The organism is Pseudomonas sp. NPDC087626, from assembly GCF_044743405.1.
Lineage (GTDB): Bacteria > Pseudomonadota > Gammaproteobacteria > Pseudomonadales > Pseudomonadaceae > Aquipseudomonas.
This window is the reverse complement of the sequence record NZ_JBIUWJ010000012.1, coordinates 58609-84373: the sequence shown is the minus strand read 5'-3', so window position 1 is coordinate 84373 and position 25765 is coordinate 58609. Positions and strand designations below refer to the sequence as shown.

23 protein-coding genes are annotated in these 25765 nt (G+C 61.0%); 13 read left to right on the top strand and 10 right to left on the bottom strand.

Going from position 1 to position 25765, the window contains the following annotated elements:
- Window positions 1–56 precede the first annotated feature (56 nt).
- The gene (locus tag ACIOVD_RS12525) at window positions 57–965 is read left to right on the top strand and encodes a LysR family transcriptional regulator (RefSeq protein ID WP_095166980.1); all 909 of its coding nucleotides are present in this window, start codon (window positions 57–59) and stop codon (window positions 963–965) included.
- Window positions 966–1025: 60 nt separating this feature from the next.
- On the opposite strand, the gene ACIOVD_RS12520 is transcribed toward ACIOVD_RS12525, so the two are convergent.
- From ACIOVD_RS12520 to ACIOVD_RS12500, 5 genes are all read right to left on the bottom strand, one after another.
- The gene (locus ACIOVD_RS12520) at window positions 1026–1727 is read right to left on the bottom strand and encodes an ABC transporter ATP-binding protein (RefSeq protein WP_095166982.1); all 702 of its coding nucleotides are present in this window, start codon (window positions 1725–1727) and stop codon (window positions 1026–1028) included.
- Complete coding sequence (gene livG / locus ACIOVD_RS12515) at window positions 1728–2495, bottom strand: high-affinity branched-chain amino acid ABC transporter ATP-binding protein LivG (RefSeq protein ID WP_095166984.1); 768 nt, start codon at window positions 2493–2495, stop codon at window positions 1728–1730.
- Window positions 2492–3748: a high-affinity branched-chain amino acid ABC transporter permease LivM gene (locus ACIOVD_RS12510; RefSeq protein ID WP_095166986.1), complete on the bottom strand. Its 1257-nt coding sequence runs from the start codon at window positions 3746–3748 to the stop codon at window positions 2492–2494. The genes livG and ACIOVD_RS12510 overlap by 4 nt, the downstream gene beginning before the upstream one ends.
- Window positions 3745–4668 carry a high-affinity branched-chain amino acid ABC transporter permease LivH gene (gene livH / locus ACIOVD_RS12505; RefSeq protein WP_095166988.1) on the bottom strand — a complete coding sequence of 308 codons (924 nt, stop codon included), beginning with the start codon at window positions 4666–4668 and terminating at the stop codon, window positions 3745–3747. Before livH ends, ACIOVD_RS12510 begins: the two co-directional genes overlap by 4 nt.
- Before the next feature lie 231 nt (window positions 4669–4899).
- Window positions 4900–6027 carry a branched-chain amino acid ABC transporter substrate-binding protein gene (locus tag ACIOVD_RS12500; protein ID WP_095166990.1) on the bottom strand — a complete coding sequence of 376 codons (1128 nt, stop codon included), beginning with the start codon at window positions 6025–6027 and terminating at the stop codon, window positions 4900–4902.
- Between the two features lie 347 nt (window positions 6028–6374).
- On the opposite strand from ACIOVD_RS12500, the gene ACIOVD_RS12495 reads away from it, so the two are divergent.
- Both ACIOVD_RS12495 and ACIOVD_RS12490 read left to right on the top strand, forming a co-directional pair.
- Window positions 6375–6680, top strand: a complete 306-nt coding sequence (locus ACIOVD_RS12495; RefSeq protein ID WP_095166992.1) for a DUF2288 domain-containing protein — start codon at window positions 6375–6377, stop codon at window positions 6678–6680.
- A gap of 281 nt (window positions 6681–6961) precedes the next feature.
- Complete coding sequence (locus ACIOVD_RS12490; protein WP_401127958.1) at window positions 6962–7855, top strand: NAD(P)-dependent oxidoreductase; 894 nt, start codon at window positions 6962–6964, stop codon at window positions 7853–7855.
- Here ACIOVD_RS12490 and ACIOVD_RS12485 read toward each other — a convergent pair.
- Window positions 7746–10031 carry a putative bifunctional diguanylate cyclase/phosphodiesterase gene (locus ACIOVD_RS12485; protein ID WP_401127956.1) on the bottom strand — a complete coding sequence of 762 codons (2286 nt, stop codon included), beginning with the start codon at window positions 10029–10031 and terminating at the stop codon, window positions 7746–7748. The two genes, ACIOVD_RS12490 and ACIOVD_RS12485, sit on opposite strands and share 110 nt — an antisense overlap.
- A gap of 288 nt (window positions 10032–10319) precedes the next feature.
- On the opposite strand from ACIOVD_RS12485, the gene ACIOVD_RS12480 reads away from it, so the two are divergent.
- Complete coding sequence (locus ACIOVD_RS12480) at window positions 10320–11672, top strand: MFS transporter (RefSeq protein ID WP_159994119.1); 1353 nt, start codon at window positions 10320–10322, stop codon at window positions 11670–11672.
- Window positions 11673–11757: 85 nt separating this feature from the next.
- Here ACIOVD_RS12480 and rapA read toward each other — a convergent pair whose 3' ends face one another.
- Window positions 11758–14604, bottom strand: coding sequence for an RNA polymerase-associated protein RapA (gene rapA, locus ACIOVD_RS12475; RefSeq protein ID WP_401127954.1), 2847 nt, complete (start codon window positions 14602–14604; stop codon window positions 11758–11760).
- 206 nt (window positions 14605–14810) lie between these two features.
- On the opposite strand from rapA, the gene ACIOVD_RS12470 reads away from it, so the two are divergent.
- From ACIOVD_RS12470 to ccoM, 3 genes are all read left to right on the top strand, one after another.
- Window positions 14811–15152: an aspartate-semialdehyde dehydrogenase gene (locus tag ACIOVD_RS12470; RefSeq protein WP_095167003.1), complete on the top strand. Its 342-nt coding sequence runs from the start codon at window positions 14811–14813 to the stop codon at window positions 15150–15152.
- Window positions 15153–15292: 140 nt separating this feature from the next.
- Complete coding sequence (locus ACIOVD_RS12465; protein ID WP_167355728.1) at window positions 15293–15454, top strand: hypothetical protein; 162 nt, start codon at window positions 15293–15295, stop codon at window positions 15452–15454.
- Window positions 15455–15599: 145 nt separating this feature from the next.
- Window positions 15600–15716 carry a cytochrome c oxidase subunit CcoM gene (gene ccoM, locus ACIOVD_RS12460; protein WP_305886485.1) on the top strand — a complete coding sequence of 39 codons (117 nt, stop codon included), beginning with the start codon at window positions 15600–15602 and terminating at the stop codon, window positions 15714–15716.
- 179 nt (window positions 15717–15895) lie between these two features.
- Here ccoM and ACIOVD_RS12455 read toward each other — a convergent pair whose 3' ends face one another.
- Window positions 15896–17371, bottom strand: coding sequence for an inorganic phosphate transporter (locus tag ACIOVD_RS12455; protein WP_095167005.1), 1476 nt, complete (start codon window positions 17369–17371; stop codon window positions 15896–15898).
- A gap of 367 nt (window positions 17372–17738) precedes the next feature.
- On the bottom strand, window positions 17739–17939 hold the full coding sequence (locus ACIOVD_RS12450; RefSeq protein WP_095167007.1) for a hypothetical protein: 201 nt from the start codon (window positions 17937–17939) through the stop codon (window positions 17739–17741).
- A gap of 704 nt (window positions 17940–18643) precedes the next feature.
- On the opposite strand from ACIOVD_RS12450, the gene pcaR reads away from it, so the two are divergent.
- The 6 genes from pcaR to pcaD all read left to right on the top strand — a co-directional run bounded on the left by pcaR (window position 18644) and on the right by pcaD (window position 24835).
- The gene (gene pcaR, locus ACIOVD_RS12445; RefSeq protein WP_095167009.1) at window positions 18644–19486 is read left to right on the top strand and encodes a pca regulon transcriptional regulator PcaR; all 843 of its coding nucleotides are present in this window, start codon (window positions 18644–18646) and stop codon (window positions 19484–19486) included.
- A 198-nt stretch (window positions 19487–19684) separates the two neighbouring features.
- On the top strand, window positions 19685–20542 hold the full coding sequence (locus tag ACIOVD_RS12440; protein ID WP_095167011.1) for a CoA transferase subunit A: 858 nt from the start codon (window positions 19685–19687) through the stop codon (window positions 20540–20542).
- Entirely contained in the window at window positions 20539–21321 is a 783-nt protein-coding gene (locus ACIOVD_RS12435) for a CoA-transferase subunit beta (protein ID WP_401128072.1), read from the top strand. Before ACIOVD_RS12440 ends, ACIOVD_RS12435 begins: the two co-directional genes overlap by 4 nt.
- Complete coding sequence (gene pcaF, locus ACIOVD_RS12430) at window positions 21318–22523, top strand: 3-oxoadipyl-CoA thiolase (RefSeq protein ID WP_401127950.1); 1206 nt, start codon at window positions 21318–21320, stop codon at window positions 22521–22523. The genes ACIOVD_RS12435 and pcaF overlap by 4 nt, the downstream gene beginning before the upstream one ends.
- A gap of 152 nt (window positions 22524–22675) precedes the next feature.
- On the top strand, window positions 22676–23971 hold the full coding sequence (locus ACIOVD_RS12425; RefSeq protein WP_095167017.1) for an MFS family transporter: 1296 nt from the start codon (window positions 22676–22678) through the stop codon (window positions 23969–23971).
- 72 nt (window positions 23972–24043) lie between these two features.
- On the top strand, window positions 24044–24835 hold the full coding sequence (gene pcaD, locus ACIOVD_RS12420) for a 3-oxoadipate enol-lactonase (protein WP_401127948.1): 792 nt from the start codon (window positions 24044–24046) through the stop codon (window positions 24833–24835).
- Window positions 24836–24857: 22 nt separating this feature from the next.
- On the opposite strand, the gene ACIOVD_RS12415 is transcribed toward pcaD, so the two are convergent.
- Window positions 24858–25757 (bottom strand): polysaccharide deacetylase family protein, encoded by a 900-nt coding sequence (locus ACIOVD_RS12415; RefSeq protein WP_401127946.1) that lies wholly within the window; start codon window positions 25755–25757, stop codon window positions 24858–24860.
- Window positions 25758–25765: the final 8 nt, after the last annotated feature.

The following is a 25765-nucleotide window of genomic DNA, read 5'->3' as shown; positions in this document are numbered from 1 at the left end:
TTTCTGCGGATAAGCGTGCTAATAGGCAACCTTTGGTTTTCAGATGGAAACAATCCATGAGTGAAATGGATGACCTGGCGGCATTCGCCGTGCTGATCGAAGCCGGTAGTTTCACGTTGGCGGCGCAGCGCCTGGGCTGCAGCAAGGGCCAACTGTCCAAGCGCATCAGCCAGTTGGAAGCGCGATTCAGTGTGGTATTGCTGCAGCGCACCACGCGCCGGCTGAGTCTGACCGCGGCCGGTGCGGCGTTGCTGCCCCAGGCCCAGGCACTGGTGGTGCAGGTGGAGCGCGCACGCCAGGCGTTAGCGCGCCTGAAGGACGACATGGCCGGCCCAGTGCGGATCACCGTGCCAGTGTCATTGGGGGAGACGTTTTTTGATGGCTTGTTGCTGGAGTTTTCTCGCCAGTACCCGCAGGTGCAGATCGAGCTGGAGCTGAACAACAGTTACCGCGACCTGTCTCGCGACGGCTTCGACCTGGCGATCCGCTCCGAGGTCGCCAATGACGAGCGACTGGTGGCCAAGCCGCTGCTGGCCTGGCACGAAATGACCTGCGCCAGCCCGGCCTACCTCGAGCAGTTCGGTGAGCCCCAGGCCCCCCAAGCGTTGGCCGACCACCGCTGTCTGCTCAACAGCCACTACAGCGGCCGCGAAGAATGGCTGTATCACCAGCAGCACGAATTGCTGCGGGTACGGGTATCCGGGCCGTTCGCCAGCAACCACTACAACCTGTTGAAAAAAGCCGCCTTGGCTGGCGCCGGGATTGCGCGCCTGCCGTCCTACCTGTTGCAGGCGGAATTGGCTGACGGCCGTTTGCGCTGGCTGCTGCGTGACTACCAGACCCGCAGCATGCCGATGTATCTGGTGCACCCGTATCAAGGTGGCTTGCCCAGGCGTACCCAGGTCCTGGCCGATCACCTGATCGGTTGGTTCAAGCGCAGTGGGGAGGCGCTGGACCGCCTGTAATCAGTTGTTTGGCGCATAAAAAAAACGGCCCGAAGGCCGTTTTCTCTTGACTGCCAGGGCTTAGCCGCCCAGATACGCTTCGCGCACCTTGGGGTCGGTCAGCAGGGCTTCACCAGTGCCTTGCATGACCACCCGGCCGTTCTCCAGAACGTAGGCACGGTCGGCGATCTTTAATGCCTGGTTGGCGTTCTGTTCCACCAGGAACACCGTCACACCGTCCTTGCGCAGTTGTTCGATGATATCGAAGATCTGCTGGATGATGATCGGGGCCAGACCCAGCGACGGCTCGTCGAGCAGCAGCAGCTTGGGTTTGCTCATCAGCGCCCGGCCGATGGCGAGCATTTGCTGCTCGCCGCCAGACATGGTGCCGCCGCGTTGGGCAAAGCGTTCCTTCAGACGTGGGAAAAGCCCCAGGACTTTGTCCATTTGCTCCTGGTAATCGCCCTTGTCGGTGAAGAATCCGCCCATGGCGAGGTTCTCCTCCACCGTCAGGCGGGAAAACACCCGACGACCTTCCGGCACCACGGCAATGCTCTTGCGCATGATCTGCGCCGAGGTCTGCCCCACGAGTTCTTCACCCAGGTAGCGGATGCTGCCACTGTGAGCCTGCGGCGAGCCGCAGAGGGTCATCAGCAGGGTCGACTTGCCGGCGCCGTTGGCACCGATCAGGGTGACGATTTCGCCCTGGCGGATTTCCACGTTGACGCTGTGCAGGGCCTGGATCTTGCCGTAGAAGGTGGAAACGTTATCGAATTGCAGCATTTACGCTTCCCCCAGGTAGGCTTTGATCACTTCAGGATTGTCACGGATCTGTTCCGGCGTGCCGTCGGCCAGCGGTGTGCCCTGGTTGATCACGACGATGTGGTCGGAAATGCTCATGACCAGTTTCATGTCGTGCTCGATCAGCAACACGGTGACGTTGTGTTCTTCACGCAGGACGCTGATCAGCGCCTTGAGGTCTTCGGTTTCCTTGGGGTTCAGGCCGGCGGCCGGTTCGTCGAGCATGAGGATCCGCGGACGGGTCATCATGCAGCGGGCGATTTCCAGGCGCCGTTGCTGACCGTAGGCCAGGGTGCCGGCGGTACGGTTGGCGAACTCCTTGAGGTTGACCTTCTCCAGCCAGTACTCGGCAAACTCCATGGCCTCGCGTTCGCTTTTGCGGAACGACGGGGTCTTGAACAGGCCGGCCAGGAAGTTGGTGTTCAGGTGACGGTGCTGCGCGATCAAGAGGTTCTCGACCGCGGTCATGTCCTTGAACAACCGCACGTTCTGGAACGTACGCACCACACCTTTGAGGGCAATCTTGTGGCCGGGCAGGCCTTCGATCGGCTCGCCGTCCAGCAGGATGCTGCCGCCGCTCGGCTTGTAGAAACCGGTGAGGCAGTTGAACACGGTGGTCTTGCCAGCGCCGTTGGGACCGATCAGGGCCACGACCTGTTTTTCCTTGACGGTCAGGGCCACGCCGTTGACCGCCAGCAGGCCGCCGAAGCGCATGCTCAGATTTTCGACTTTGAGGATCTCACGGCTCATTTTCGCAGCTCCATGTGAGGACGTTGCATGGGCAGCAGGCCTTGAGGACGCCAGATCATCATCAGCACCATCAAGGCGCCAAACATCAACATGCGGTACTCGCTGAACTCACGCATCATTTCCGGCAGCAGGATCATCACCACGGCGGCAAGAATCACCCCCAGTTGCGAGCCCATGCCACCCAATACGACGATGGCGAGAATGATCGCCGACTCGATGAAGGTGAAGGACTCCGGTGTGACCAGGCCCTGACGGGCAGCAAAGAAGCTCCCGGCAAAACCGGCAAAGCTGGCACCCAGGGTGAAGGCCGACAGCTTGATGACCGTGGGGTTGAGACCCAGGGCACGGCAGGCGATTTCGTCTTCACGCAGGGCTTCCCAGGCACGGCCGATCGGCATGCGCAGCAAGCGGTTGATCACGAACAACGCACCGAGGGCCAGCAACAGGGCAACCAGGTAGAGGAAGATCACCTTGTTGATCGAGTTGTACGGCAGGCCGAAGTACTCGTGGAACGTCTGCAGCCCTTCGGCGGCCTTACGTTCGAAAGTCAGACCGAAGAACGTAGGCTTCTCGATGTTGCTGATGCCGTTCGGGCCGCCGGTGAGGTCGGTCAGGTTACGCAGGAACAGGCGGATGATCTCGCCAAAACCCAGGGTCACGATCGCCAGGTAGTCGCCGCGCAAGCGCAGTACCGGGAAGCCGAGCAGGAAGCCGAAAGTGGCCGCCATCAACCCGGCGATAGGCAGGCAGATCCAGAAGCTCAGGCCGTAGTAATGCGACAGCAGCGCATAACTGTAGGCGCCGACGGCGTAGAAGCCGACGTAACCCAGGTCGAGCAGGCCAGCCAGGCCGACCACGATGTTCAGGCCCAGGCCGAGCATCACATAGATCAGGATCAGGGTGGCGATATCCACCGCCCCACGCGAGCCGAAGAACGGCCAGACCAGGGCGCCGACGATCAGGGCCAGGATGATCCAGCGCTGAGTGGTGGGCAGGGTCAGGAAGTTGCTGGCCTTGGCCGGGATCAGCGGCATGTTTGGCGAGGATTTCCACGCCGCGCTGATCTGGTGGCTGAACAGGACCCGCAAAAACATCAGGACCGAACACAGGGCGATGGTCGCCAGGATGGCCGGGCTGGTGTTGTGGACTTCCAGGTTGATGCCGACGATGGTCAGTTTCAGACCCAGTACCGGGTAGGCCACGGCCCACACCAGCAAGGCGCTGAACAGCGCCGATTTAAGATTCCTAGTCATACTTTCTCAACCTCCGGACGGCCCAGAATGCCGGTCGGACGGAACAACAGCACCAGAACCAACAAGCCGAATGCCACGACGTCCTTGTACTGGTCGCCGAAGATGTCAGCACCGAATGCTTCAGCCACACCCAGCACCAGACCGCCAAGCATGGCGCCTGGAATACTGCCGATGCCGCCCAGTACCGCGGCGGTGAAGGCCTTGAGCCCGACCAGGAAGCCGGCGTTCGGGTTGATCACACCGTATTGCATGCTCAGCAGAACGGCCGCGATCGCCGCCAGTGCAGCACCGATGATGAAGGTCAGGGCAATGATGTTGTTGGTGTTGATACCCAGCAGGTTGGCCATCTTGATGTCTTCGGCGCAGGCGCGGCAGGCACGACCCAGGCGCGAACGGGAGATGAACATCGTCAGGCCAAGCATGGCCACCAGCGTCACCACGAACACCACGATCTGCATGTAGGAAATCATTACTTCCGATGCACCGCCTGGCCCAATGGAGAAGTTGCCCGGGATCAGGTTGGGAATGGACTTGTCCTTGGAGTCTTGCGCCAGCAGAACCGTGTTCTGCAGGAAAATCGACATGCCGATGGCGGAGATCAGCGGAATCAGACGGTTACTGCCACGCAATGGGCGGTAGGCGATCCGTTCGATGCTGTAGCCGTAGGCACTGGTAACGACGATGCTCGCGATGAAGGCTGCGGTCATCAACAACGGGACGCTGTCGAGTCCCATCATGGCCAGCCCGGCGATGGCGATGAACGCCACGTAGGAACCGATCATGTAGACCTCGCCGTGGGCGAAGTTGATCATTCCAATGATGCCGTAAACCATCGTATAGCCGATGGCGATCAGGGCATACGTGCTGCCAACGGTCAGACCGTTAACCAGCTGTTGGAAAAAGTGATAGAGGTCAGGCATTACAACGCTCCTAAAAACCTGATACGCATTTCACTGGTGGAGTCATTTTCCCGCTCGAGCCCCGAGGATCTGCATCCTCTTCGGGCATGAGGTTTGCCAGCGAACCGCTGATGACGGTTTTGAGATTTTCAGGTGGGGAGGCTTGCGGATCACGCAGGCGCGGCCCATACATTCGTAAAACAAAGCCCACGGCACGCCGTGGGCTTTGTTGGCAGTCAGTCAGGCAAGGCCTTACTGAGGCGAAACTTCGGTTTTAGGTTTACCGAAGTGCCACTGGTAGACCACGAACTTGAAGTCTTTCAGGTCGCCCTTGGCGTCGAAGCTCAGGTCGCCAGTCGGGGTTTTGAAAGTACCGGCGTGGATGGCTTCTGCCACCTTGGCCGCGTCTTCGCTCTTGGCTGCAGTGATGCCGCCGGCGATGACTTCAACAGCCGAGTACGCCGGGAACACGAACGGGCCGCTCGGGTCTTCTTTCTTGGCCTTGAATGCATCAGCCAGGGCAACGTTGGCCGGGTCCTGGTCGAAGGACTTCGGCAGGGTTACCAGCAGGCCTTCGGAAGCGTCCTTGGCGATCTGCGAGATGGAGTCGTTACCCACGCCTTCCGGACCCATGAACTTGGCTTTCAGGCCTTTTTCCTGGGATTGACGCAGGATCAGGCCCAGCTCCGGGTGGTAGCCGCCGTAGTAGACGAAGTCGACGTTGGCTTGCTTGAGCTTGGCGATCATCGAGGAGAAGTCTTTGTCGCCGGCGTTGATGCCTTCGAACACGGCAACCTTGACGCCTTTCTTCTCGAGGGTTTGCTTGACGGCGGTGGCGATGCCTTCACCGTATTGCTGTTTGTCGTGCAGTACGGCAACGATTTTCGGTTTTACGTGATCGGCAATGTAGTTACCGGCGGCAGGGCCCTGGGCGCTGTCGAGGCCGATGGTACGGAAGACCATTTTGTAACCACGGGCGGTGATGTCCGGGCTGGTGGCAGCCGGGGTGATCATGATCACGCCTTCGTCTTCGTAGATGTCCGAAGCCGGTTGAGTGGAGCTGGAGCACAGGTGACCGACCACGAACTTGACGCCATCGTTGACGACTTTGTTGGCAACGGCCACGGCTTGTTTTGGATCGCAGGCGTCATCGTATTCAACGGCTTCGAGTTTCTTGCCGTTGACGCCGCCTTTGGCGTTGATTTGTTCGATGGCCATTTTGGCGCCACTGAACTGCATGTCGCCGTATTGGGCTACAGGGCCGGTTTTAGGGCCGGCAATGCCGATCTTGATGGTGTCAGCTGCGAACGAATGGCTGGCAACCCCGGCCAGAACCATAGCGGCAAACAGTTTGGAAATCTGCTTAGTAGCCTTATTCATAGTGCTCCACTCTTACTGTTGTAATTTTTATAGTTCTGGCGGCCTGAGGCGCAGAACCGGTAGATGACCTAAGTCTCTCGCGGAAATGCCCCTGGCAACTGTACCGGTACAGTGTAGAGCGCCGGTTGTTCGCTTGAAAAGCTGGCTGCTGGGGGCAAAACCTGGTGGTGTCGCTTTATTGAAAGAAAAAGACAGAATGGCGCCATGGCTTTGGCCGGCTTATAGCTGAATCAGCAGCATTGCCTGGGCGTTCCGGTACTTTTCGTTCGATGACGCATTTGAATCCGGGTTTTTCTGCCAGAGCACCAACGTTATGATTGCGTCGATTTCATTTGCGGACAGGACCCATGACTCAAGAACCTAGCACCCTCTATGCCAAGCTGCTTGGTGAAACTGCATCTATTACCTGGAAGGAACTGGAACCGTTCTTTGCCAAGGGCGCCCTATTGTGGGTCGATCCTGGCCTGGATTTGATCGCCGCTGCCGAGGCGGTGGCGCAGGACGAAGGCGAGAAAGTGGCTGCCTGGCTGGCCGCCGACCAGCTCGCGAAGCTGTCTGAAACGCGGGCGCTGGATCTTTTCGAGCGCGATCCAGAACTGTGGGCTGTGGTGGTTTCACCGTGGATTCTGATCCAGGAAAGGGCGCCGGTTTAACGCAGCGCACCCGTTTGGTGCGAAGGCTCCTCCAAGTAAAGTGTGTAGCGGAGTAGCGTGATGGCACGTTGCCGTAGAGAAAGGCCACAGCCAGGCCTGATCGAGGGTGACGTTCGCGTAATGGGAACAGTTTATTGAGCAGCCGAATGGCTGCTTAATTGTTTCTGGATGTACCTTGCTGACCTTTGTTTGACCATTCCGGCTGGTGGCGCACGCGGCTTTCCCAAGTCTCGGTGAATCAGCGACTATTCGCAGACTTTCTATCGCGCAGAGGCATATCAATGGCATCGTTACCTTCACTTGCGTTCGCCGGCATCGGCTTGATGGGCTTGCCGATGTGTCGTCGCCTGCTGGCTGCGGGTTATCCGCTGACGGTGTGGAATCGTCATCCGCAAAAGTGCGCTGCCCTGGTCGAAGCGGGTGCCCGGCAGGTGGCGAGCCCAGCCGAACTCTGTGATCACGCCGACCTGGTGATGTTGTGCCTGGCCAATACCGAGGTGGTGCGCGAGGTGGTGTTTGGTCCGGCGGGCGTGGCCAGTGGCGCGAAGGCTGGACAGTTGCTGGTGGATTTCTCCAGCCTGGAACCGACCGCCACCCGGGGCATGGCCGCGCAACTGGCCAGCGACTGCGCCATGGGCTGGCTCGATGCGCCGGTGTCCGGTGGCGTGCCCGGTGCCGAGGCTGGGAGCCTGGCGATCATGGTCGGAGGGGAAGCGGCTGATCTGGAGCGGGTTCGCGCGGTGCTGCTCAACCTCGGCCAGCGAGTCACGCACATGGGCGCGGTGGGGGCGGGGCAGGTGACCAAGGCTTGCAACCAGATGATCGTGGCCTGCAATGCCCTGGTGATTGCCGAAGTGGTGGCGCTGGCCGAGCGCTCAGGTGTCGATGCAAGCCGGTTGGCGGATGCCTTGAGCGGCGGTTTTGCCGACTCCAAACCGCTGCAGATACTGGCTCCGCAGATGGCCGAAAGCCGCTTTGAACCGGTGAAGTGGCACGTGCGGACCCTGCTCAAGGACCTGGATGGCGCCGTGCAGTTTTCTCGCGAGCAGGGTTCGGCGACGCCAATCAGTGGCCTGGCCGCACAGCTGATGCGCTTGCACGGTGGCCAGGGCTTCCTGGAAAAGGACCCGGCAACCTTGATTCATCTGTATCGCGCACCAGCGACAAAGGGCTGACCGGCTGTAGGGGATTACGCTGGTTGAGCTCATTGAGAATCGGCCGCAGCTCAGCCAGCGGCACTGGGCAGCTCATCAGGTAACCCTGGATGAAATCGCAGCCAAAACGTTCGAGGAAGCGGTACTGCTCGAAGGTTTCGACGCCCTCGGTGACTACCTGCAACTGCAGGGTATGGGCCATGACAATAATGGCCTGGACGATTTCCATGTCTTGCGTTGAATCCGGGATGTCCTGGATGAACGAGCGGTCGATCTTCAGCGTGTTCAAGGGCAGGCGCTTGAGGTAGGCGAGGGACGAGTAGCCGGTGCCGAAGTCATCAATGGACAGGGAAACCCCAAGGGCACGGATTTGCTTGAGCAGCACCAGGGTGTTGGTGATGTTGCCCATCAGCGCGTTTTCGGTGACCTCCAACTCCAGCCTGTCTGCCGCTACCCCGGCCGAGTGCAGGGCCTGCTCGATTTCGTCGGCCAGCTCCGGGCGCGCCAGGTTGAGCGGGGAGCAGTTGACCGCGATCTTCAGCGAGTCGCAGCCGTGTCGGGACAGTTCGCCGAGGTCTGCACAGGCTTTGCGCAGCACCCAGTTGTCGAGTTCGGCAATCAGCCCGTTGGCCTCGGCAATGGCGATGAAACGGTCGGGTGCCAGCACGCCGTGGAGCGGATGCTGCCAGCGGATCAGGGCCTCCAGCTTGGTCACCTGGCCGGTCCGCAGGTCGTAGATCGGCTGGTAATACAGCAGCAGCCCGCTGTCGTCGCGCAGGGCGTTGCGCAGTTCCTCTTCGAGCTGCAGGGCCACCGTTGCCCGGGTTTTCAACTGCTCGTTGAAAAAATGCACACCGTTACGCCCATTGGCCTTGGCTTGGTACAGCGCCAGGTCGGCGTGTTTGAGCAGTTCCTCGCAGTGCTGGCCATCGTCGGGGAACACGCTGATGCCAATGCTCGTGGTCATGACCATGCGCCGTCCGGCCAGCTCGATCGGCGCTTTCATTTTCTGCATGATGCGCTCAGCCACTTGCTGGGCCTCCTCGCGATCCAGCAGATTGACCAGCACGCAGAACTCATCGCCGCCAAACCGTGCGACCACGTCGTCATGGCTGCGGACCGAGCTTTTGATATGCCCGGCAATTACCTTCAATAGGCTGTCCCCGGCATCATGGCCAAGGCTATCGTTGATGCGCTTGAAGTGATCGATATCAAGGAACATGATCGCCAGCTTGCCACCCTGTGCGGTTTTCTCCGCAAGCTTCTCGGCAAAGATCTGGTTGAAGCCGCGACGGTTGATCAGGTTGGTCAGGGGGTCGTAAAGCGCCACTTGCTGCAACGACTGCCGGGCCTGGTCCAGCTGGCAGAGCAGGGCATTGACCCGGCACAGGTCACGTTCCTTGTGTTGCAGTTTGCGGTCCGCCAGTGCTGCGCTGACGCTGCTGCCGATCACCAGCAAGGTGATCACGGTGATGGTCACACCCAGTTGCAGCGGGTTGTGGGGCACCGCGAGTGGGGCCGGCACGCCCTCCGGTAGCACCAGCGTCATGGCCCACATGCCGGTGAAGTGCATGCTGACAATGCCGCCCCCCAGCAACAGGCTGGTCGCGTACTTGAGCAGTTGGTGCAACACCCCGCTGCCAGTGCGCAGGCAGTGCGAGAGCAGCAAAGCTACGGCGCTGGCGAGAATGGCGATGATGATCGATACGGCGAACAGTCCTGGCGCGAAGTAGATCTGGGCGCTGGAACGCATGGCTGCCATGCCCACGTAATGCATGGCGGCAATCCCCACTCCGACACCGATCGAGGCGCTGACGTACTGCCAGGGACGCGGCTCTGGATGGCTCAGGGTGTCCATGGTCAAGAAGGCGGCGAGAAAGGCAATCAGCAGCGAGAGCAGGGTAATCGACAGGTCATAGTGGATGGTGATCGGCGCCTGGAACGCCAGCATGCCGATGAAGTGCATGGCCCAGATGCCACCCGCCAGACAGCCGGCTCCGACCCAGCGCCAGCGCCTTTGCGAGCGTGGATCTTCGGCATGGCCGACCCGCTCCGCCATGTCCAGAGTGGCAAAACTGGCTGCGCAGGCGACCAGGTAGGCCAGCAGCACCAACGCCGGGTCGTGGCTGCAGTTGAGTATGACCTGGCCGCCGCTTGCGGGCAGTTCGCTGCTGAAATGCCATCCTAGCCAGGCCATCGCATGCCCCGTCGTTGAAACGTCTCGCAGGCGCCATGAACGCTGGCGAATGGCTGGAGTATAGAAGCCGGCAGCGCAGTGAAAGCGGTGATGGCGCATTGCCTCTTATTATTTTGAACTTAGATATATAGCGTTTAGAAATATATCTGGGGAATGCGAGTCGCGGCCTTCGATAAGCCGACATCAGCCTTACGAATAATTACAGACAGCGCGCAGGCGCCTGACTAGATTGCAGGTTCCGGGTTGGCAGTAGCGCGCCCATAACAATAAATAAAAAGAGACGGACCCATGCAGAACTCGACCCAAGCGGCGAATGCCTGGCGCATTCTGTTCCTGCTGTTCCTGGCCAATCTGTTCAACTTCTTCGACCGCACCATTCCGGCCATCATCATCGAGCCGATCCGCATGGAGTGGCACCTGAGCGATTTTCAGCTGGGGATCATCGGAACTGCATTCACCATCGTCTATGCGATTGCCGGGCTGCCGCTGGGGCGGATGGCCGACACCGGTTCGCGCAGCAAGCTGATGGGCTGGGGGCTGGCGGTGTGGAGCGGGCTGACGGCGGTCAATGGGCTGGTGGGCAGTTTCTGGAGTTTCCTGATCGTGCGCATGGGCGTGGGCATCGGTGAGGCTAGTTACGCCCCAGCCGCCAACTCGCTGATCGGCGACCTGTTTCCTGCCCATCGCCGGGCGCGGGCGATGGGCATTTTCATGCTCGGACTGCCCCTGGGCTTGTTGCTGGCGTTCTTCACCATCGGTGCCATGGTCAAGGCCTTCGATAGCTGGCGTGCACCCTTTTTTATCGCGGCAGTGCCGGGGTTGATCCTGGCGGTCTTCATGTTCTTCATCAAAGAGCCCAAGCGCGGTGCGGCGGAAACCGTGCAGATATCCCAGGAACGGGTCGACCGGCCGATTCGTCGGGTCCTGGCGATTCCGACCTTTCTCTGGCTGGTGATGGCCGGCCTGTGCTTCAACTTCGCCACCTATGCCTGCAACTCGTTCCTGGTGCCGATGCTGCAGCGTTATTTCCTGCTGCCGCTGCAGGATGCAGCCGTGGCCACCGGGGTGATTGTCGGGGTTACCGGGTTGTTTGGCTTGACGCTGGGCGGCTGGGTGGCCGACAAGATTCATCAGCGGGTGGCCAGTGGTCGGCTGTTGTTCGCGGGCTTCAGCCTGATTATCTCGACCCTGTGTACGGCGTGGGCGCTGCATGCCGGGCGAATTGAAATCGGGGTGTTCGTGGCGGTGTTCAGCCTGGGCTGGTTGTTTGCCTACAACTTCTATACCTGCGTATACACGGCGATCCAGGACGTGGTTGAACCGCGCTTGCGGGCGACAGCCATGGCGCTGTTCTTCGCCGGGTTGTATCTGTTGGGGGGCGGCCTGGGGCCCGTGGTGGTCGGCGGGCTGTCCGATCACTTCGCCCATACGGCGATGCAAGCGGCGGGTGCCGAGCAGATGACCGAAGCCTTCAAGGCCGTCGGCCTGCACGATGCGATGTACCTGATTCCGGTCGCGCTGTTGCTCACCATGGTCTTCCTGTTCCTGGCAGCGCGCTGTTTTGTCCGCGATGCCAAGCGCATGAAGGAGGGGATGGGGACGGTGGTTGAGCCTGGAGTTGGTGCGGTGTCTGCGGGTTAAGCACCACAGCCTTCGGCAGATCCCACAGAAAAGCAAAAGGCCCGCATCGCTGCGGGCCTTTTTGATCGCGGTGCAAGGCGGGGGCTTAACCCGCCACCAGCACCCGGATCGCCTCCAGGCGCAGGGCCGCTTTGTCGAGCATGGCCAGGCCTTGCTCGCGCTGGTGGCGCAGGGCAACCAGCTCGCTGTCACGCACCGTCGGGTTGACGGCTTGCAAGGCGGTCAGGCGCGCCAGTTCTTCATCGGTGTCGGCTGCCAGGCGGCGTTGGGCTTCGGCTACCCGTTCAGCGTGGCGCGGGGTGATCTTCTCTTCGCCGGCGTTGATGCGCGGTGTCAGTTGATCACGCTGGGCCTGGATGAACTTGTTGGCGCTGGCGCGGGGCACGCTTTCGAGCTGGTCGTTGAGTGTCTCGAACGACACCCGGCTCGACAGGTCGTTGCCATTGGTGTCCAGCAGGCAGCGCAGGGCTGCCGGCGGCAGGTAACGGCCCAGTTGCAACGAGCGTGGGGCGACCACTTCGCTGACGTAGAGCAGTTCCAGCAACACAGTGCCGGGCTTGAGAGCCTTGTTCTTGATCAGCGCGACCGCGGTGTTGCCCATCGAGCCGGACAGCACCAGGTCCATGCCACCCTGAACCATCGGGTGCTCCCAGGTGATGAATTGCATGTCTTCGCGAGACAGCGCCTGGTTGCGGTCGTAGGTGATGGTCACGCCTTCGTCGTCGCCCAGCGGGAAGCTGGCGTCGAGCATTTTTTCGCTCGGTTTGAGGATCAGGGCGTTTTCCGAGTGGTCTTCGCTGTCGATGCCGAAGGCGTCGAACAGGGTTTCCATATAGATCGGCAGGGCGAACTGATCGTCCTGTTCAAGGATCGCTTCGACCAGGGCATCGCCTTCGCCAGCACCGCCGGAGTTGAGTTCCAGCAGGCGGTCACGGCCGCTGTGCAGCTCGGCTTCCAGGGCTTCGCGAGTCCCGCGGGCCTCATCGATCAGCGCTTGCCACTCGCCGTCGTCGGCTTCATCCAGCAGCGGCAGCAGGCGTGGGCCGAACTGGTGCTGCAGGGCGTTGCCGGTCGGGCAGGTGTTGAGGAATGCGTTCAGTGCTTCGTGGTACCACTGGAACAGGCGCTCTTGCGGGCTTGTTTCCAGGTACGGCACGTGCAACTCGATGACATGCTTCTGGCCGATCCGGTCCAGACGACCGATCCGCTGTTCCAGCAGGTCCGGGTGCGCTGGCAGGTCGAACAGCACCAGGTGATGGGAGAACTGGAAGTTGCGACCTTCACTGCCGATTTCCGAGCAGATCAGTACCTGGGCACCGAATTCTTCATCGGCAAAGTAGGCCGCTGCACGGTCACGCTCGAGAATGTTCATGCCTTCATGGAACACCGTGGCCGGGATGCCGGAGCGCACGCGCAGGGCGTCTTCCAGGTCCATCGCGGTTTCGGCGTGGGCACAGATCACCAGGACCTTGGTGCGCTTGAGCATCTTCAACTGGTCGATCAGCCACTCCACGCGTGGGTCGAACTTCCACCAGCGTTGTTCTTCGTCGGCATCCGGTTGGGCCTGGAAGCTGACTTCCGGGTACAGCTCGGCGTGATCGCCCAACGGCAGCTCGAGGTACTCGTCCGGGCACGGCAGCGGGTACGGGTGCAGCTTGCGCTCAGGGAAACCTTGCACTGCGGCGCGGGTGTTGCGAAACAGCACGCGGCCAGTGCCGTGGCGATCCAGCAATTCGCGGACCAGGCGGGCGCTGGCTTCGATGTCGCCATCGTTGACCGCGGTCAGCAGGGCTTCGCCCTCGTCGCCGAGGAAACCCTGGATGGTCTTGTGGGCGGCCGGGGACAAACGGCCCTGGTCCATCAGTTCCTGAACGGCTTCGGCCACCGGGCGATAGTTCTCGCTCTCGGCGCGGAAGGCCTTGAGGTCATGGAAACGGTTCGGATCAAGCAGGCGCAGACGGGCGAAGTGGCTGTCCTGGCCCAGTTGTTCCGGGGTGGCAGTCAGCAGCAGGACGCCAGGGATGGTCTCGGCGAGTTGTTCGACCAGCGAGTACTCGGGGCTGACCTGGTCTTCGTGCCACACCAGGTGGTGAGCTTCGTCGACCACCAGCAGGTCCCAGCCCGCGGCGAACAGGGCATCCTGGGCTTTCTCGTCGTCGACCAGCCACTCCAGGGCTACCAGCGCGAGCTGGGTGTCTTCGAACGGGTTGCTGGCATCGCTTTCGATAAAACGTTCTTCGTCGAACAGCGCGACCTGCAGGTTGAAGCGCCGGCGCATTTCCACCAGCCATTGGTGCTGGAGGTTTTCCGGCACCAGGATCAGCACGCGGTTGGCGCGACCGGAGAGCAGTTGGCGATGGATCACCAGGCCGGCTTCGATGGTTTTACCCAGGCCCACTTCGTCCGCCAGCAGAACCCGCGGCGCAATACGGTCAGCCACTTCACGGGCAATGTGCAACTGGTGCGCGATAGGTTGTGCGCGCACGCCACCCAGGCCCCAGAGCGACGACTGCAACTGGCGGCTGGTGTGTTCCAGGGTGTGGTAACGCAGGGAGAACCAGGCCAGTGGGTCGATCTGCCCGGCGAACAGACGGTCGCTGGCCAGGCGGAACTGGATGAAGTTCGACAGTTGGGTTTCGGGCAGGGTGACCGGCTCGTTCTCTGCGTTGAGCCCGTGGTAGACCAGCAGGCCGTCGACGTCGTCGACTTCGCGCACGGTCATTTTCCAGCCTTCGAAGTGCGTAATGGTGTCGCCCGGCGAAAACCTCACGCGGGTGAGGGGCGCATTCCGTAGCGCATACTGGCGGGTGTCGCCAGTGGCCGGGTAGAGCACGGTCAGCAAGCGACCGTCCTGTGCCAGAACGGTGCCTAGACCTAGCTCTGCTTCGCTGTCACTAATCCAGCGTTGCCCCGGTTGATACTGCTGCGCCATGCTGCCTGACTCCCGCCTTGAAAAAGCCGACTATCTTAACGGATCGCTGCCTTCAGAGCCAAAGGACTCTCATAAAAACTACTAGTCTTACGGTAGCGCATCGAGCCGATTGGTGATTGTGAGTGTCAACTGGCTCACAAGTTTGCGACCGATGGCTCAAGTCGCTGGTCAAACAGCCGACAGCCTGCCGACAGGAGACCCTCACCATGCTGCCACCCATGCTTCCCTTGAGCGCCGTGCCGATTACCTCCCAGCAGGATCCGGTACGGCCACGCCCGGACATCATGCCGGTGGCGCCGGTGCAGCCCAGCTCCAGCGAGAGCACGATCGACCTGCAACAGCGCGATCCCGAGGAAGCGGCGATGGGGTTGCGTGAACAGCAGCGGCGTCAGTTGGCCCGCGATAAACGCCGGCGCGAAGCTGGCGACGATCCGCAGGTACCCCTGGCGGTGCCGGGCGACGAGTTGAATGCCGATAACACTGTGCCAGTGGTGGCGGTGATGGACGATCAGCCGCGCCAGGGGTTGTGGGTCGATATAGAGGTGTGAACTGCGAAGACCTTTTGTTGCGTTGCCAGGTGGCTGGTCTTCGTTGGCCAGAGGCCGCATTATTGCTCAACCTTGAGCGGGCAGGGTGACGTGGGTCGCTGTGCCGCGCCTGTATTGAACTGGAAGACGTAAGCCACGCCATGAGCCAAGACGACAAGCTGATCGATCTCAACACCGAGCGCGCCAAGCGTGTGCATGATCTCAATGAGAAGCGCCTGAACGAAGTGCGCCAGGCATTCGAGCAGGCCATGCCGCTGGGCAAAGCGAAGAAAAAGCCGAAGAGCAAACCGAAAAAGCGTTGACCCCACCCTGCATCTGTTGATGCAGGTCAGTTATTTCCCCGCCTTTACGCCCTGTCTTGGGCGACATTGATCCCGGTCAATTTTCTCCTGTGCCTGATTGGTTACTTTAGGCTCATCGCAACGAGGCAAGCACAGGAGGCTGGTCATGTTTTTCGACAATGTGGTGATCGCCGGAGTGCTGACCGTCAGCCTCATGGTTCTGTTTTTCGTTGGGTTTGGATTTTTTATCTGGAAAGACTCGCATAAGCGCAAGAAGCCTTAGGTCTTTCTGGGAGCACGAGCACGCAAGGCATTTTGGGCAACTTCGGTTGCCCTTTTTTTTGGTTTGGATTTTTTGGGCATATCCGTTGCTGCGGTAGCGGCTGCTTAGGGTTTGGTGTTTTTTCCAACAAAAAAGGCGCGACCTCCAGGAGGGCGCGCCTTTTTATGTGCAGCTTTGAATCAGCTACCCAGGGCCTTCGAGGCCAGCCAGAACAGGCCGGCGGACAGGGCCACCGTGGCTGGTAGGGTCAGGACCCAGGCCAGCAGGATGGTTTTCACGGTTCCGCCTTGCAGGCCGCTTTTGTTGGCGACCATGGTACCGGCGACACCCGAGGACAGGACGTGGGTGGTCGATACCGGCAGGCTGAAGATGTTGGCCATGCCGATCATGCACGCGGCGGTGATCTGGGCCGACATGCCTTGTGCGTAGGTCATGCCTTGTTTACCGATCTTCTCGCCGATGGTCAGTACCACGCGTTTCCAGCCGACCATGGTGCCCAGGCCGAGTGCCAGGGCGACTGCCAGAATCACCCAGAATGGCGCGTATTCAGTGGTGGCGGTCAGGTCTTTGCGCAGCTTGTCGAGGTCGGCCTTTTCACGGGCGTCGAGGCCAGGCAGCTTGCCGACTTTCTTCGCAGTGTCGTCCAGGCAGAGCAGGTAGCGACGTACTTCGATGCGGCTTTCGTGCGGCAGCGAGTGGTAGTCGGCTACACCCTTGAGGGTGCCCAGCAGCGCGCTGATGGTCGGTTCGGTCTGTTGCGGATTGCAACGGAATTTCTCCGGCAGGTCTTCCTTCACGCTTTTGCCCAGGGCCAGGAACTCGCCCAGGGTGGCCTCGTTACGCTGATAGAACTGGCTCAGGTGCAAGGTCGCATCGCGAGTCCGCTCGATCTGGTAGGTGGTGCTGTTCAGGTCGAGAACGAACTGCGCCGGGACGATACCGATCAACACCAGCATGATCAGGCCGATGCCTTTCTGGCCATCGTTGGAGCCGTGCACGAAGCTCACCGCCATTGCCGAGATCACCAGGACCAGACGGTTCCAGAACGGCGGGTGTTTCTTGTCGTCGATCTTGCGGCGCTGGTCCGGGGTCTTGTGCATCTTGGACAGCGGGCGCCACCATTTGAGGCCCAGCAGTACCAGGGCGGCCACCGCGAAGCCGGCCATTGGCGAGAGCACCAGCGAGGCGCCGATGTCGATAGCCTTCTGCCAGTTTACCCCGTCAACCAGTGGAATATCGTTGATCAGGGCGTTCGCCAGGCCGACACCGAGGATCGAACCGATCAGGGTGTGGGAGCTGGAGGCCGGAATACCGAAGTACCAGGTGCCCAGGTTCCAGGTGATGGCTGCCGCGAGGAGCGAGAACACCATTGCCAGCCCGTGGCCGGTGTTCACATTGATCAACAGTTCTACCGGCAGCAAATGGACAATGGCATATGCCACGCCCACGCCGCCCAGCAACACGCCAAGGAAGTTGAATACACCGGAGAAGAACACCGCCAGGTGGGGCGGCATGGCCTTGGTGTAGATAACAGTGGCTACCGCGTTAGCGGTGTCATGAAAGCCGTTGATGAACTCGAAGGCGAGGACAAAGGCCAGGGCGAGCAAGAGGCTCACAAGCACCCAAGCATCCAGTCCGCTGAATAAATCGATCATGAAGGTTTTCTGACCCGGTCATAAGGGGGCGCGATTATGCCAGAAAAGATGGTTAATCGATGCATCAGGTGCCGATCGGCAACATGTTTCATTCATTTAGTTTGTAACAAGACCCTAAGCCCCAGTCGCAGCGTAGGGTTTTTAACCCCTTGATTTTATTGGGTGCCTCGCCAGAAATCAGGTTTCCGTCGCCTCGGCCAATGGGGGATAACGCTGTATGAAATTTCTGAAATGAGGGGTCAGCTTTTAAGCCGTTCGCCTCAATTGGCGGGCAATGGCGGCCCGCGCCTGTCTTCAGCAGGCGCGGTGACGGAGCAACCTGCCCAGCGGCTGAGGGCAAGTTTTGAGCAACACTCAAGCGTTGGCGCTAGGGCTCTTCGGCCTTGAGGTCCTTTTCCATCTTTTGCAGTTCCTGGCTGAATGCCTGGTCCTGAACGCTGGCGCGCTTACGCCACGGTTTGCGTTCCGGTTCGGGCTGGGCGGCGTAGGTGGTGACTTCACCGCCGTACACATCCTTGTAACGTTGTTCCTGGCGCTCAAGTTCGGCGCGCAGTTCGTCTTTCGTCACAGTGTTACCTAATCAAGTTGAAATAAACTCTGGTGAAACGCACTGCGCGGGGTCGGTTGATCGCAGGCGTCATCATGCAAGTAGCCACAGGCTGCTTGAATCACGAACGCACTGCACTGACAGCACCGTTGTTGCAGGCGGCCACAGCACCAGAGAAGAATCACTGATGTAGCATCAGTCTTCTTGTTTCCTGCAAGCGCATGGGCCGGGCATTCGAAATGCGCGTCTAGCGCTTGCCAGCAGGTAGCGGGGCCAAAGCCTTGCGCTGCCTGGGTGATTGGATCCGTTGTCGAGGAGAAACGGGGACATCACTGTGGCCATTATAGCGTTCAATCGAGCGCTGCCTATCGCCAATAAGTTAAATGTCCCCGGCCCCTTGTAAAAATGTTTTGTTACCGGGGTTGATTTTGAACCCATACAACAGACGTTTGTTTCCTGACGTCATTAATACAGCTGAAGTTTGTATGTGGGGGCACTCACTCGATTATCCAAGGACAAGTATGAAAGTCTGGTAAGGATGCATGCTCTAAAGTCACCTCTCTAACAGGGTGCAGCCCGCAGTCGACAAGGCCTTTGGCGCTACGCGGGTGGATTGCGATTATCGGCTGGTGGTTCGATAATCGCCCAAAGTTGACTGCCCACGGCTTGTGCGCACGCTCGGGGGCAGCCTGTAATAGCTGACGAACCCTGGGGACCGACCTGAAATGAACGATCAATTGCGCAATTCCTTCACGTCAGCCGCGCCGCCGATTGTTGCTTCGCCCGCCAAGCGGATCCAGGCGTTTACCGGGGACCCGGACTTCATGACGTCCCTGGCCCGAGGCCTGGCCGTGGTGCAAGCTTTTCAGGAGCGCAAGCGCCACCTGACCATTGCGCAGATCAGCCACCGCACCGAAATCCCCCGCGCAGCGGTGCGTCGCTGCCTGCATACCCTGATCAAGCTTGGCTATGCCACCACCGACGGGCGAACCTATTCGCTGTTGCCCAAGGTGCTGACCCTGGGCCATGCCTACCTGTCTTCGACCCCCTTGGCGGTCTCGGCCCAGCCTTACCTGGACCGCATGAGCGAGCAATTGCACGAGGCCTGCAACATGGCCACGCTGGAAGGCAATGACATTCTGTACATCGCGCGCTCGGCGACGACCCAGCGCCTGATATCGGTAGACCTCTCGGTCGGCGGGCGCTTGCCGGCCTACTGCACGTCCATGGGGCGGATCCTGCTGGCGGCGCTGGATGATGCGTCATTGCGTGAGTACCTCGATCACGCCGACCTGCAGGCCAAGACCAGTCGCACCTTGCATACCCCCGAAGCATTGCTCGAGTGCCTGCAGGAAGTTCGCCAGCAGGGCTGGTGCATTGTCGACCAGGAGCTGGAGCAGGGCCTGCGCTCGATCGCCGTGCCGGTGTACGACGCCTCGGGCCAGGTGTTGGCGGCACTGAACGTCAGTACCCATGCCGGACGCGTCGGTCGCAACGAGCTGGAGCAGCGGTTTCTCCCGGGCCTGCTGAGTGCCAGCCGGGAACTGAGCGCCCAGCTGTTCGCCTGAACTGTTCGATAACCCGATATCGAGGCCAGGTGTCCTGAGAGGATCGATAGGTTGATAACAATCTGTTCGATAAACGAACACTTAGTCGATTATCGGATTGTTTGGGGTTTTTTAGCGGCTTACTCTTCAGTCAATCCGGCGCCGTACATCGCGCCTCGTCCTCCACGTCGGTTTACTCAAGCTCGGGAGTCCACCCCCATGGCAGAAATCCTTTCGCTGCACGATGCAGTGAAGCAATTCGTGAATGATGGTGACACGGTCGCCCTCGAAGGCTTCACTCACCTGATTCCAACCGCAGCGGGTCATGAAATCATTCGTCAGGGCAAAAAACACCTGACCCTGGTGCGCATGACCCCCGACCTGGTCTACGACCAGTTGATCGGTGCCGGTTGCGCACGCAAGCTGATTTTCTCCTGGGGTGGTAACCCTGGCGTGGGGTCGCTGCACCGTCTGCGCGATGCCGTCGAGAAGCAATGGCCCCAGCCACTGGAAATCGAAGAACACAGCCACGCGGACCTGGCCAATGCCTACGTCGCGGGCGCCTCCGGACTGCCGTTCGCCGTATTGCGCGCCTACGCCGGTTCCGACCTGCCCAAGGTCAACCCGCTGATCAAGACCGTGACCTGCCCCTTCACCGGCGAAGTGCTGGCAGCGGTGCCGTCGGTGCGCCCGGACGTGACGGTGATCCATGCACAAAAGGCCGACCGCAAGGGCAACGTGTTGCTCTGGGGCATCCTCGGCGTGCAGAAGGAAGCGGCGCTGGCGGCCAAGCGTTGCATCGTCACTGTCGAAGAAATCGTCGATGACCTCAAGGCCCCGATGAATGCCTGCGTCCTGCCGACCTGGGCCCTGAGTGCGGTCTGCCATGTACCGGGTGGGGCGCATCCGTCCTACGCCCACGGTTACACCGAGCGCGATAACCGTTTCTACCAAGCCTGGGACCCGATTGCCCGCGACCGTGAGACCTTCACCGCGTGGATCAATGAGTACATCCACGGCAGCGCTGACTTCAGTGAATTCCAGGCCAAGTTGGCGCGTGCTTCGGAGGCCAAATAATGACTTACTCCACCAATGAAATGATGACCGTGGCCGCCGCCCGCCGCCTGAAAAACGGTTCGGTGTGCTTCGTCGGCATCGGCTTGCCCTCCAAAGCCGCCAACCTGGCGCGCCTGACGTCTTCGCCGGACGTGGTGCTGATCTACGAATCGGGTCCGATTGGCGCCAAACCCTGTGTGCTGCCGCTGTCCATCGGTGATGGCGAACTGGCCGAAACCGCTGACACTGTGGTGCCGACCGGGGAGATTTTCCGTTACTGGCTGCAAGGCGGGCGCATCGACGTCGGCTTCCTGGGGGCGGCTCAGGTCGACCGGTTCGGCAACATCAACACCACGGTGGTTGGTGACTACCATCAGCCCAAGGTTCGTTTGCCCGGTGCCGGCGGCGCCCCGGAGATCGCCGGTTCGGCGAAAAGCGTGCTGATCATTCTCAAGCAGTCGGCCCGTTCGTTCGTCGACAAGCTGGACTTCATCACCTCGGTCGGTCACGGCGAAGGCGGCGACTCGCGCCAGCGCCTCGGCCTGCCAGGGGCTGGACCGGTGGGCATCATCACCGACCTGTGCATCATGGAGCCGGAAGCCGGCACCCATGAGTTCGTGGTCACAGCGCTGCACCCGGGAGTGACCCGCGAGCAAGTGGTGGCGGCGACCGGTTGGGCCATCCGTTTTGCCGAGCAGGTGCAGCAGACCGCCGAGCCGACAGCGGTCGAGCTCGCGGCCCTGCGCGACCTGGAAGCACGGACCGCCGCCGCCCACGGCCAGGCACCGGGAGAAGCATGATGCGCGAGGTGTATATCTGCGACGCGATTCGCACCCCCATCGGCCGCTTTGGTGGCGGCTTGTCCAGCGTGCGTGCCGACGACCTGGCCGCGGTGCCGATCAAGGCCTTGATCGAGCGTAACCCGGGCGTTGACTGGAGCGCGGTGGACGAGGTGTTCCTCGGCTGCGCCAACCAGGCCGGTGAAGACAACCGGAACGTCGCGCGCATGGCCTTGTTGCTGGCCGGATTGCCGCAGAGCATTCCCGGGGTGACCCTCAACCGCCTCTGTGCCTCGGGTATGGATGCCATTGGCACCGCCTTCCGGGCGATTGCCAGCGGCGAAATGGAGCTGGCGATTGCCGGTGGCGTCGAGTCGATGTCCCGCGCCCCCTTTGTCATGGGCAAGGCCGACGCGGCGTTCTCGCGCGGGATGAAACTGGAAGACACCACCATTGGCTGGCGCTTCATCAATCCCTTGATGAAAGCCCAGTACGGCGTGGACGCGATGCCGCAGACCGCCGACAACGTGGCGGACGACTACGGGGTTTCGCGCGCGGATCAGGACGCCTTTGCCCTGCGCAGCCAGCAACGTACTGCGGCGGCGCAGACAGTAGGCTTTTTCGCCGAAGAAATCGTCCCGGTGCGTATTGCCCACAAGAAAGGCGAAAGCCTGGTAGAGCAGGACGAGCATCCCCGGGCCGACACCACCCTGGAAACCCTGGGCAAGCTCAAGCCAGTCAATGGCCCGGACAAAACTGTCACCGCCGGCAACGCGTCGGGCGTCAACGATGGTGCGGCGGCGATGATCCTGGCGTCCGCCGAAGCGGTGAAGAAACACGGCCTGACTGCGCGGGCCAAAGTGCTCGGCATGGCCAGTGCCGGCGTGGCTCCTCGAGTCATGGGCATCGGCCCGGTGCCGGCGGTGCGCAAGCTGATCGAGCGTCTCGGTGTGGCGATCAGTGATTTCGACGTGATCGAACTCAATGAAGCCTTCGCCAGCCAGGGCTTGGCAGTGCTGCGTGAACTGGGCCTGGCTGACGACGCGGCGCAGGTCAACCCCAACGGCGGCGCCATTGCCTTGGGACATCCATTGGGCATGAGCGGGGCGCGACTGGTGTTGACGGCCCTGCATCAACTGGAAAAAACCGGCGGTAAAAAAGCCTTGGCGACCATGTGTGTGGGTGTCGGCCAAGGCCTGGCGCTGGCGATCGAACGGGTCTGACCACCCCGTGGGCAAGCCCTGCTCCCGTAGGAGCAAGGCTTGCCCGCGAAGGCGTCATCACAGACGCGAAATTGCCTGAATGAGTGATTCCAGGGAACAGGAGTGTTGCAAAGTGTGTCTAGACTCTCACTGTCCCCATCGAGTGTAAAACCATGACATCTATGACAAGCCACTACACCGCTGAAGAGCGGGGTAAAAGAATATTTGCGATTGTCGGGGCTTCCTCCGGCAACCTGGTCGAATGGTTCGACTTCTACGTGTATGCGTTTTGCGCGATCTACTTCGCGCCAGCCTTCTTCCCCTCCGACAATCCCACGGTGCAACTGGTCAACACCGCCGGCGTGTTCGCTGCCGGGTTCCTGATGCGCCCCATCGGTGGTTGGTTGTTCGGCCGGGTAGCCGACAAGCACGGACGCAAGAATTCGATGATGATCTCGGTGCTGATGATGTGCGCCGGGTCTCTGCTGATCGCCTGTCTGCCGACCTACAAGGACATTGGCGTCTGGGCGCCGATCCTGCTGCTGGTCGCCCGGCTGTTCCAGGGTCTGTCGGTGGGTGGTGAGTACGGCACCACCGCGACCTATATGAGTGAAGTGGCGCTCAAGGGCCAGCGCGGTTTCTTTGCCTCGTTCCAGTACGTGACCCTGATTGGCGGGCAACTGCTGGCGGTGTTGCTGGTGGTGATCCTGCAGCAGTTCCTGTCCGAGGATGAATTGCGCGCCTGGGGCTGGCGGATTCCATTTGTCGTGGGGGCGGTTGCCGCGGTGATTTCGTTGCTGCTGCGTCGCTCGCTCAAGGAAACCACCAGCAAGGAAATGCGCGAAGACAAGGACGCCGGGAGCATCCGTGCGTTGTTCCGCGATCACAAGGCCGCCTTCATCACCGTGCTGGGCTACACCGCCGGCGGCTCGCTGATTTTCTACACCTTTACCACCTATATGCAGAAGTACCTGGTGAACACCGCCGGGATGCACGCCAAGACTGCCAGCTACATCATGACTGGGGCGCTGTTCCTTTATATGTGCATGCAACCGCTTTTCGGCATGCTGGCCGACAAGATCGGTCGCCGTAGTTCGATGCTCTGGTTCGGTGCCCTGGGCACGCTGTGCACAGTGCCGATCCTGCTGAGCCTGAAGTCAGTCACAAGCCCGTTCCTGGCCTTCGTGCTGATTACCCTGGCGCTGGCGATCGTGAGTTTCTACACCTCCATCAGCGGTCTGGTGAAAGCCGAAATGTTCCCGCCACAAGTGCGCGCCCTGGGTGTGGGCCTGGCCTACGCGGTGGCCAACGCGATCTTCGGTGGTTCGGCGGAGTACGTGGCCCTGAGCTTGAAGTCGGTGGGGATGGAAAACTCGTTCTACTGGTACGTGACGGTGATGATGGCCATCGCGTTCCTGTTCAGCCTGCGCTTGCCCAAGCAGGCAGCGTATCTGCATCACGACCTTTGACCGGCCAGCGCGCGTCTGAATCGGGCGCGCGCTGTCCGCACACCTGGCCCTGGCGGTCTCAAGGAGAAAACTGTGGCATTTGTACAACTGGCCGACGGCGAACTGCACTACCAACTCGACGGACCCGAACACGCCCCGGTGCTGGTGCTGTCCAACTCACTGGGCACTGACCTGCACATGTGGGATGGGCAGATCCCGTTATTTGCCGAGCATTTTCGGGTATTACGTTTCGACACCCGTGGGCATGGTCGTTCGCTGGTGACGCCTGGGCCTTACAGCATCGAGCAACTGGGCCGTGACGTGCTGGCCCTGCTGGACGCCTTGCAGATCGAGCGCGCGCATTTCTGCGGTTTGTCGATGGGTGGCTTGATCGGCCAGTGGCTGGCGATCAATGCCAGCGAGCGCCTGTTGTCACTGGTGGTGTGCAACACCGCGGCGAAGATTGGTGAGCCGGCCATCTGGGACCCGCGCATTGAAATGGTCCTGCGCGATGGCGCGGCGGCGATGGTGGCCCTGGGCGATGCCTCCATTGCGCGCTGGTTCACCGCGGATTTCGCCGCGACCAATCCGGCGGCGACCAAGCGGATCACTGACATGCTGGCCGCGACGTCGCCACAAGGTTATGCGGCCAATTGCGCAGCGGTACGGGATGCAGATTTGCGTGAGCAACTGACGGCGATCCAGGTGCCGACGCTGGTGATCGCCGGCACTGAAGATGCGGTCACGTCGCCGGCCGGTGGACACTTCATCGAGCAGCGGGTGGCAGGTGCGCACTATGCCGAGTTCTATGCTGCGCACCTGTCCAACGTGCAGGCAGGCGATGCGTTCAGCCACTGTGTGCTGAACTTCCTGCGGGCCATCTGAGGCGCTGGAACCTGCGGCGCATTCAGTGCTTGTCGCGGCCCCAGATCCAGTTCCACGCCCCGGGCAATCGCGCGGGGTCATTGGCATCGCGCAGGGTGCGGGCCATGGCTGCGCGCTGCAAGGCGGCCGAGTCTTCATAGAACGGTTTGGCCGCCAAGGGCACGTGGGTTTGCTCGGCACTGTCGAGCAGAATCTGCAGGTACTCCTGCATGTGCCGGGCGGTATAGCGATTGAGGTCGTGAAACGTCACCACCACCGGAATCACGCCATCAACGGTCGGCAACTCGCCCTTGGCGATCCGCTCGCGGGTTTCTGACAGCTGCCTGAGCAGGTTGGCGCGCCGACGTGGACTGGCGGTGATCCCCCACACTTTGCCGTCATTGGCGCTCAAGTCAGTCAACAACACCTGCAAGCCATGCCGTTGATAGGCGGCGAAGGTGCGCGCGTCGTAGCTCCAGAAAGGCGGGCGCACCAGGCTTGGTGCTGCGCCGGTGATCACGGTGATGTCGTCGGTGCCCCAGGTGAGCGACTGTTCGAGTACTTGCGGATCAAGAGAGCGATGATTGCTGTGCCACGGCGTGGCGGTGTGGAAGCCCAGGATGTGGCCAGCCGCGTGTTCACGCAGTATGGTTTTGCGCCCCCGTTCACTGCCGCCGGCCCGTGGCACGCGAGTCTGGACAAAAAACACCGCCTTGATGCCTGGCTGAATCGGGTTGTTGGCCAGCACCTCAAGTACCGCCCGGCTCGGATTGGCCCAGCCGGAGGCGCTGGGGCCATCGTCGAAAGTGAGCAGGAAGCGGATCGGCGGGGAGGCTGCCAAGCGTTGCTCGGTCTGGGGTGTCAGGGCGATCGGTGGGCCGATACAGCCGCCAAGGCCGAGTGCCAGCGCGAGTACAGCGACAAAGGTGAAGAAGATTTTCATGGGGGCGA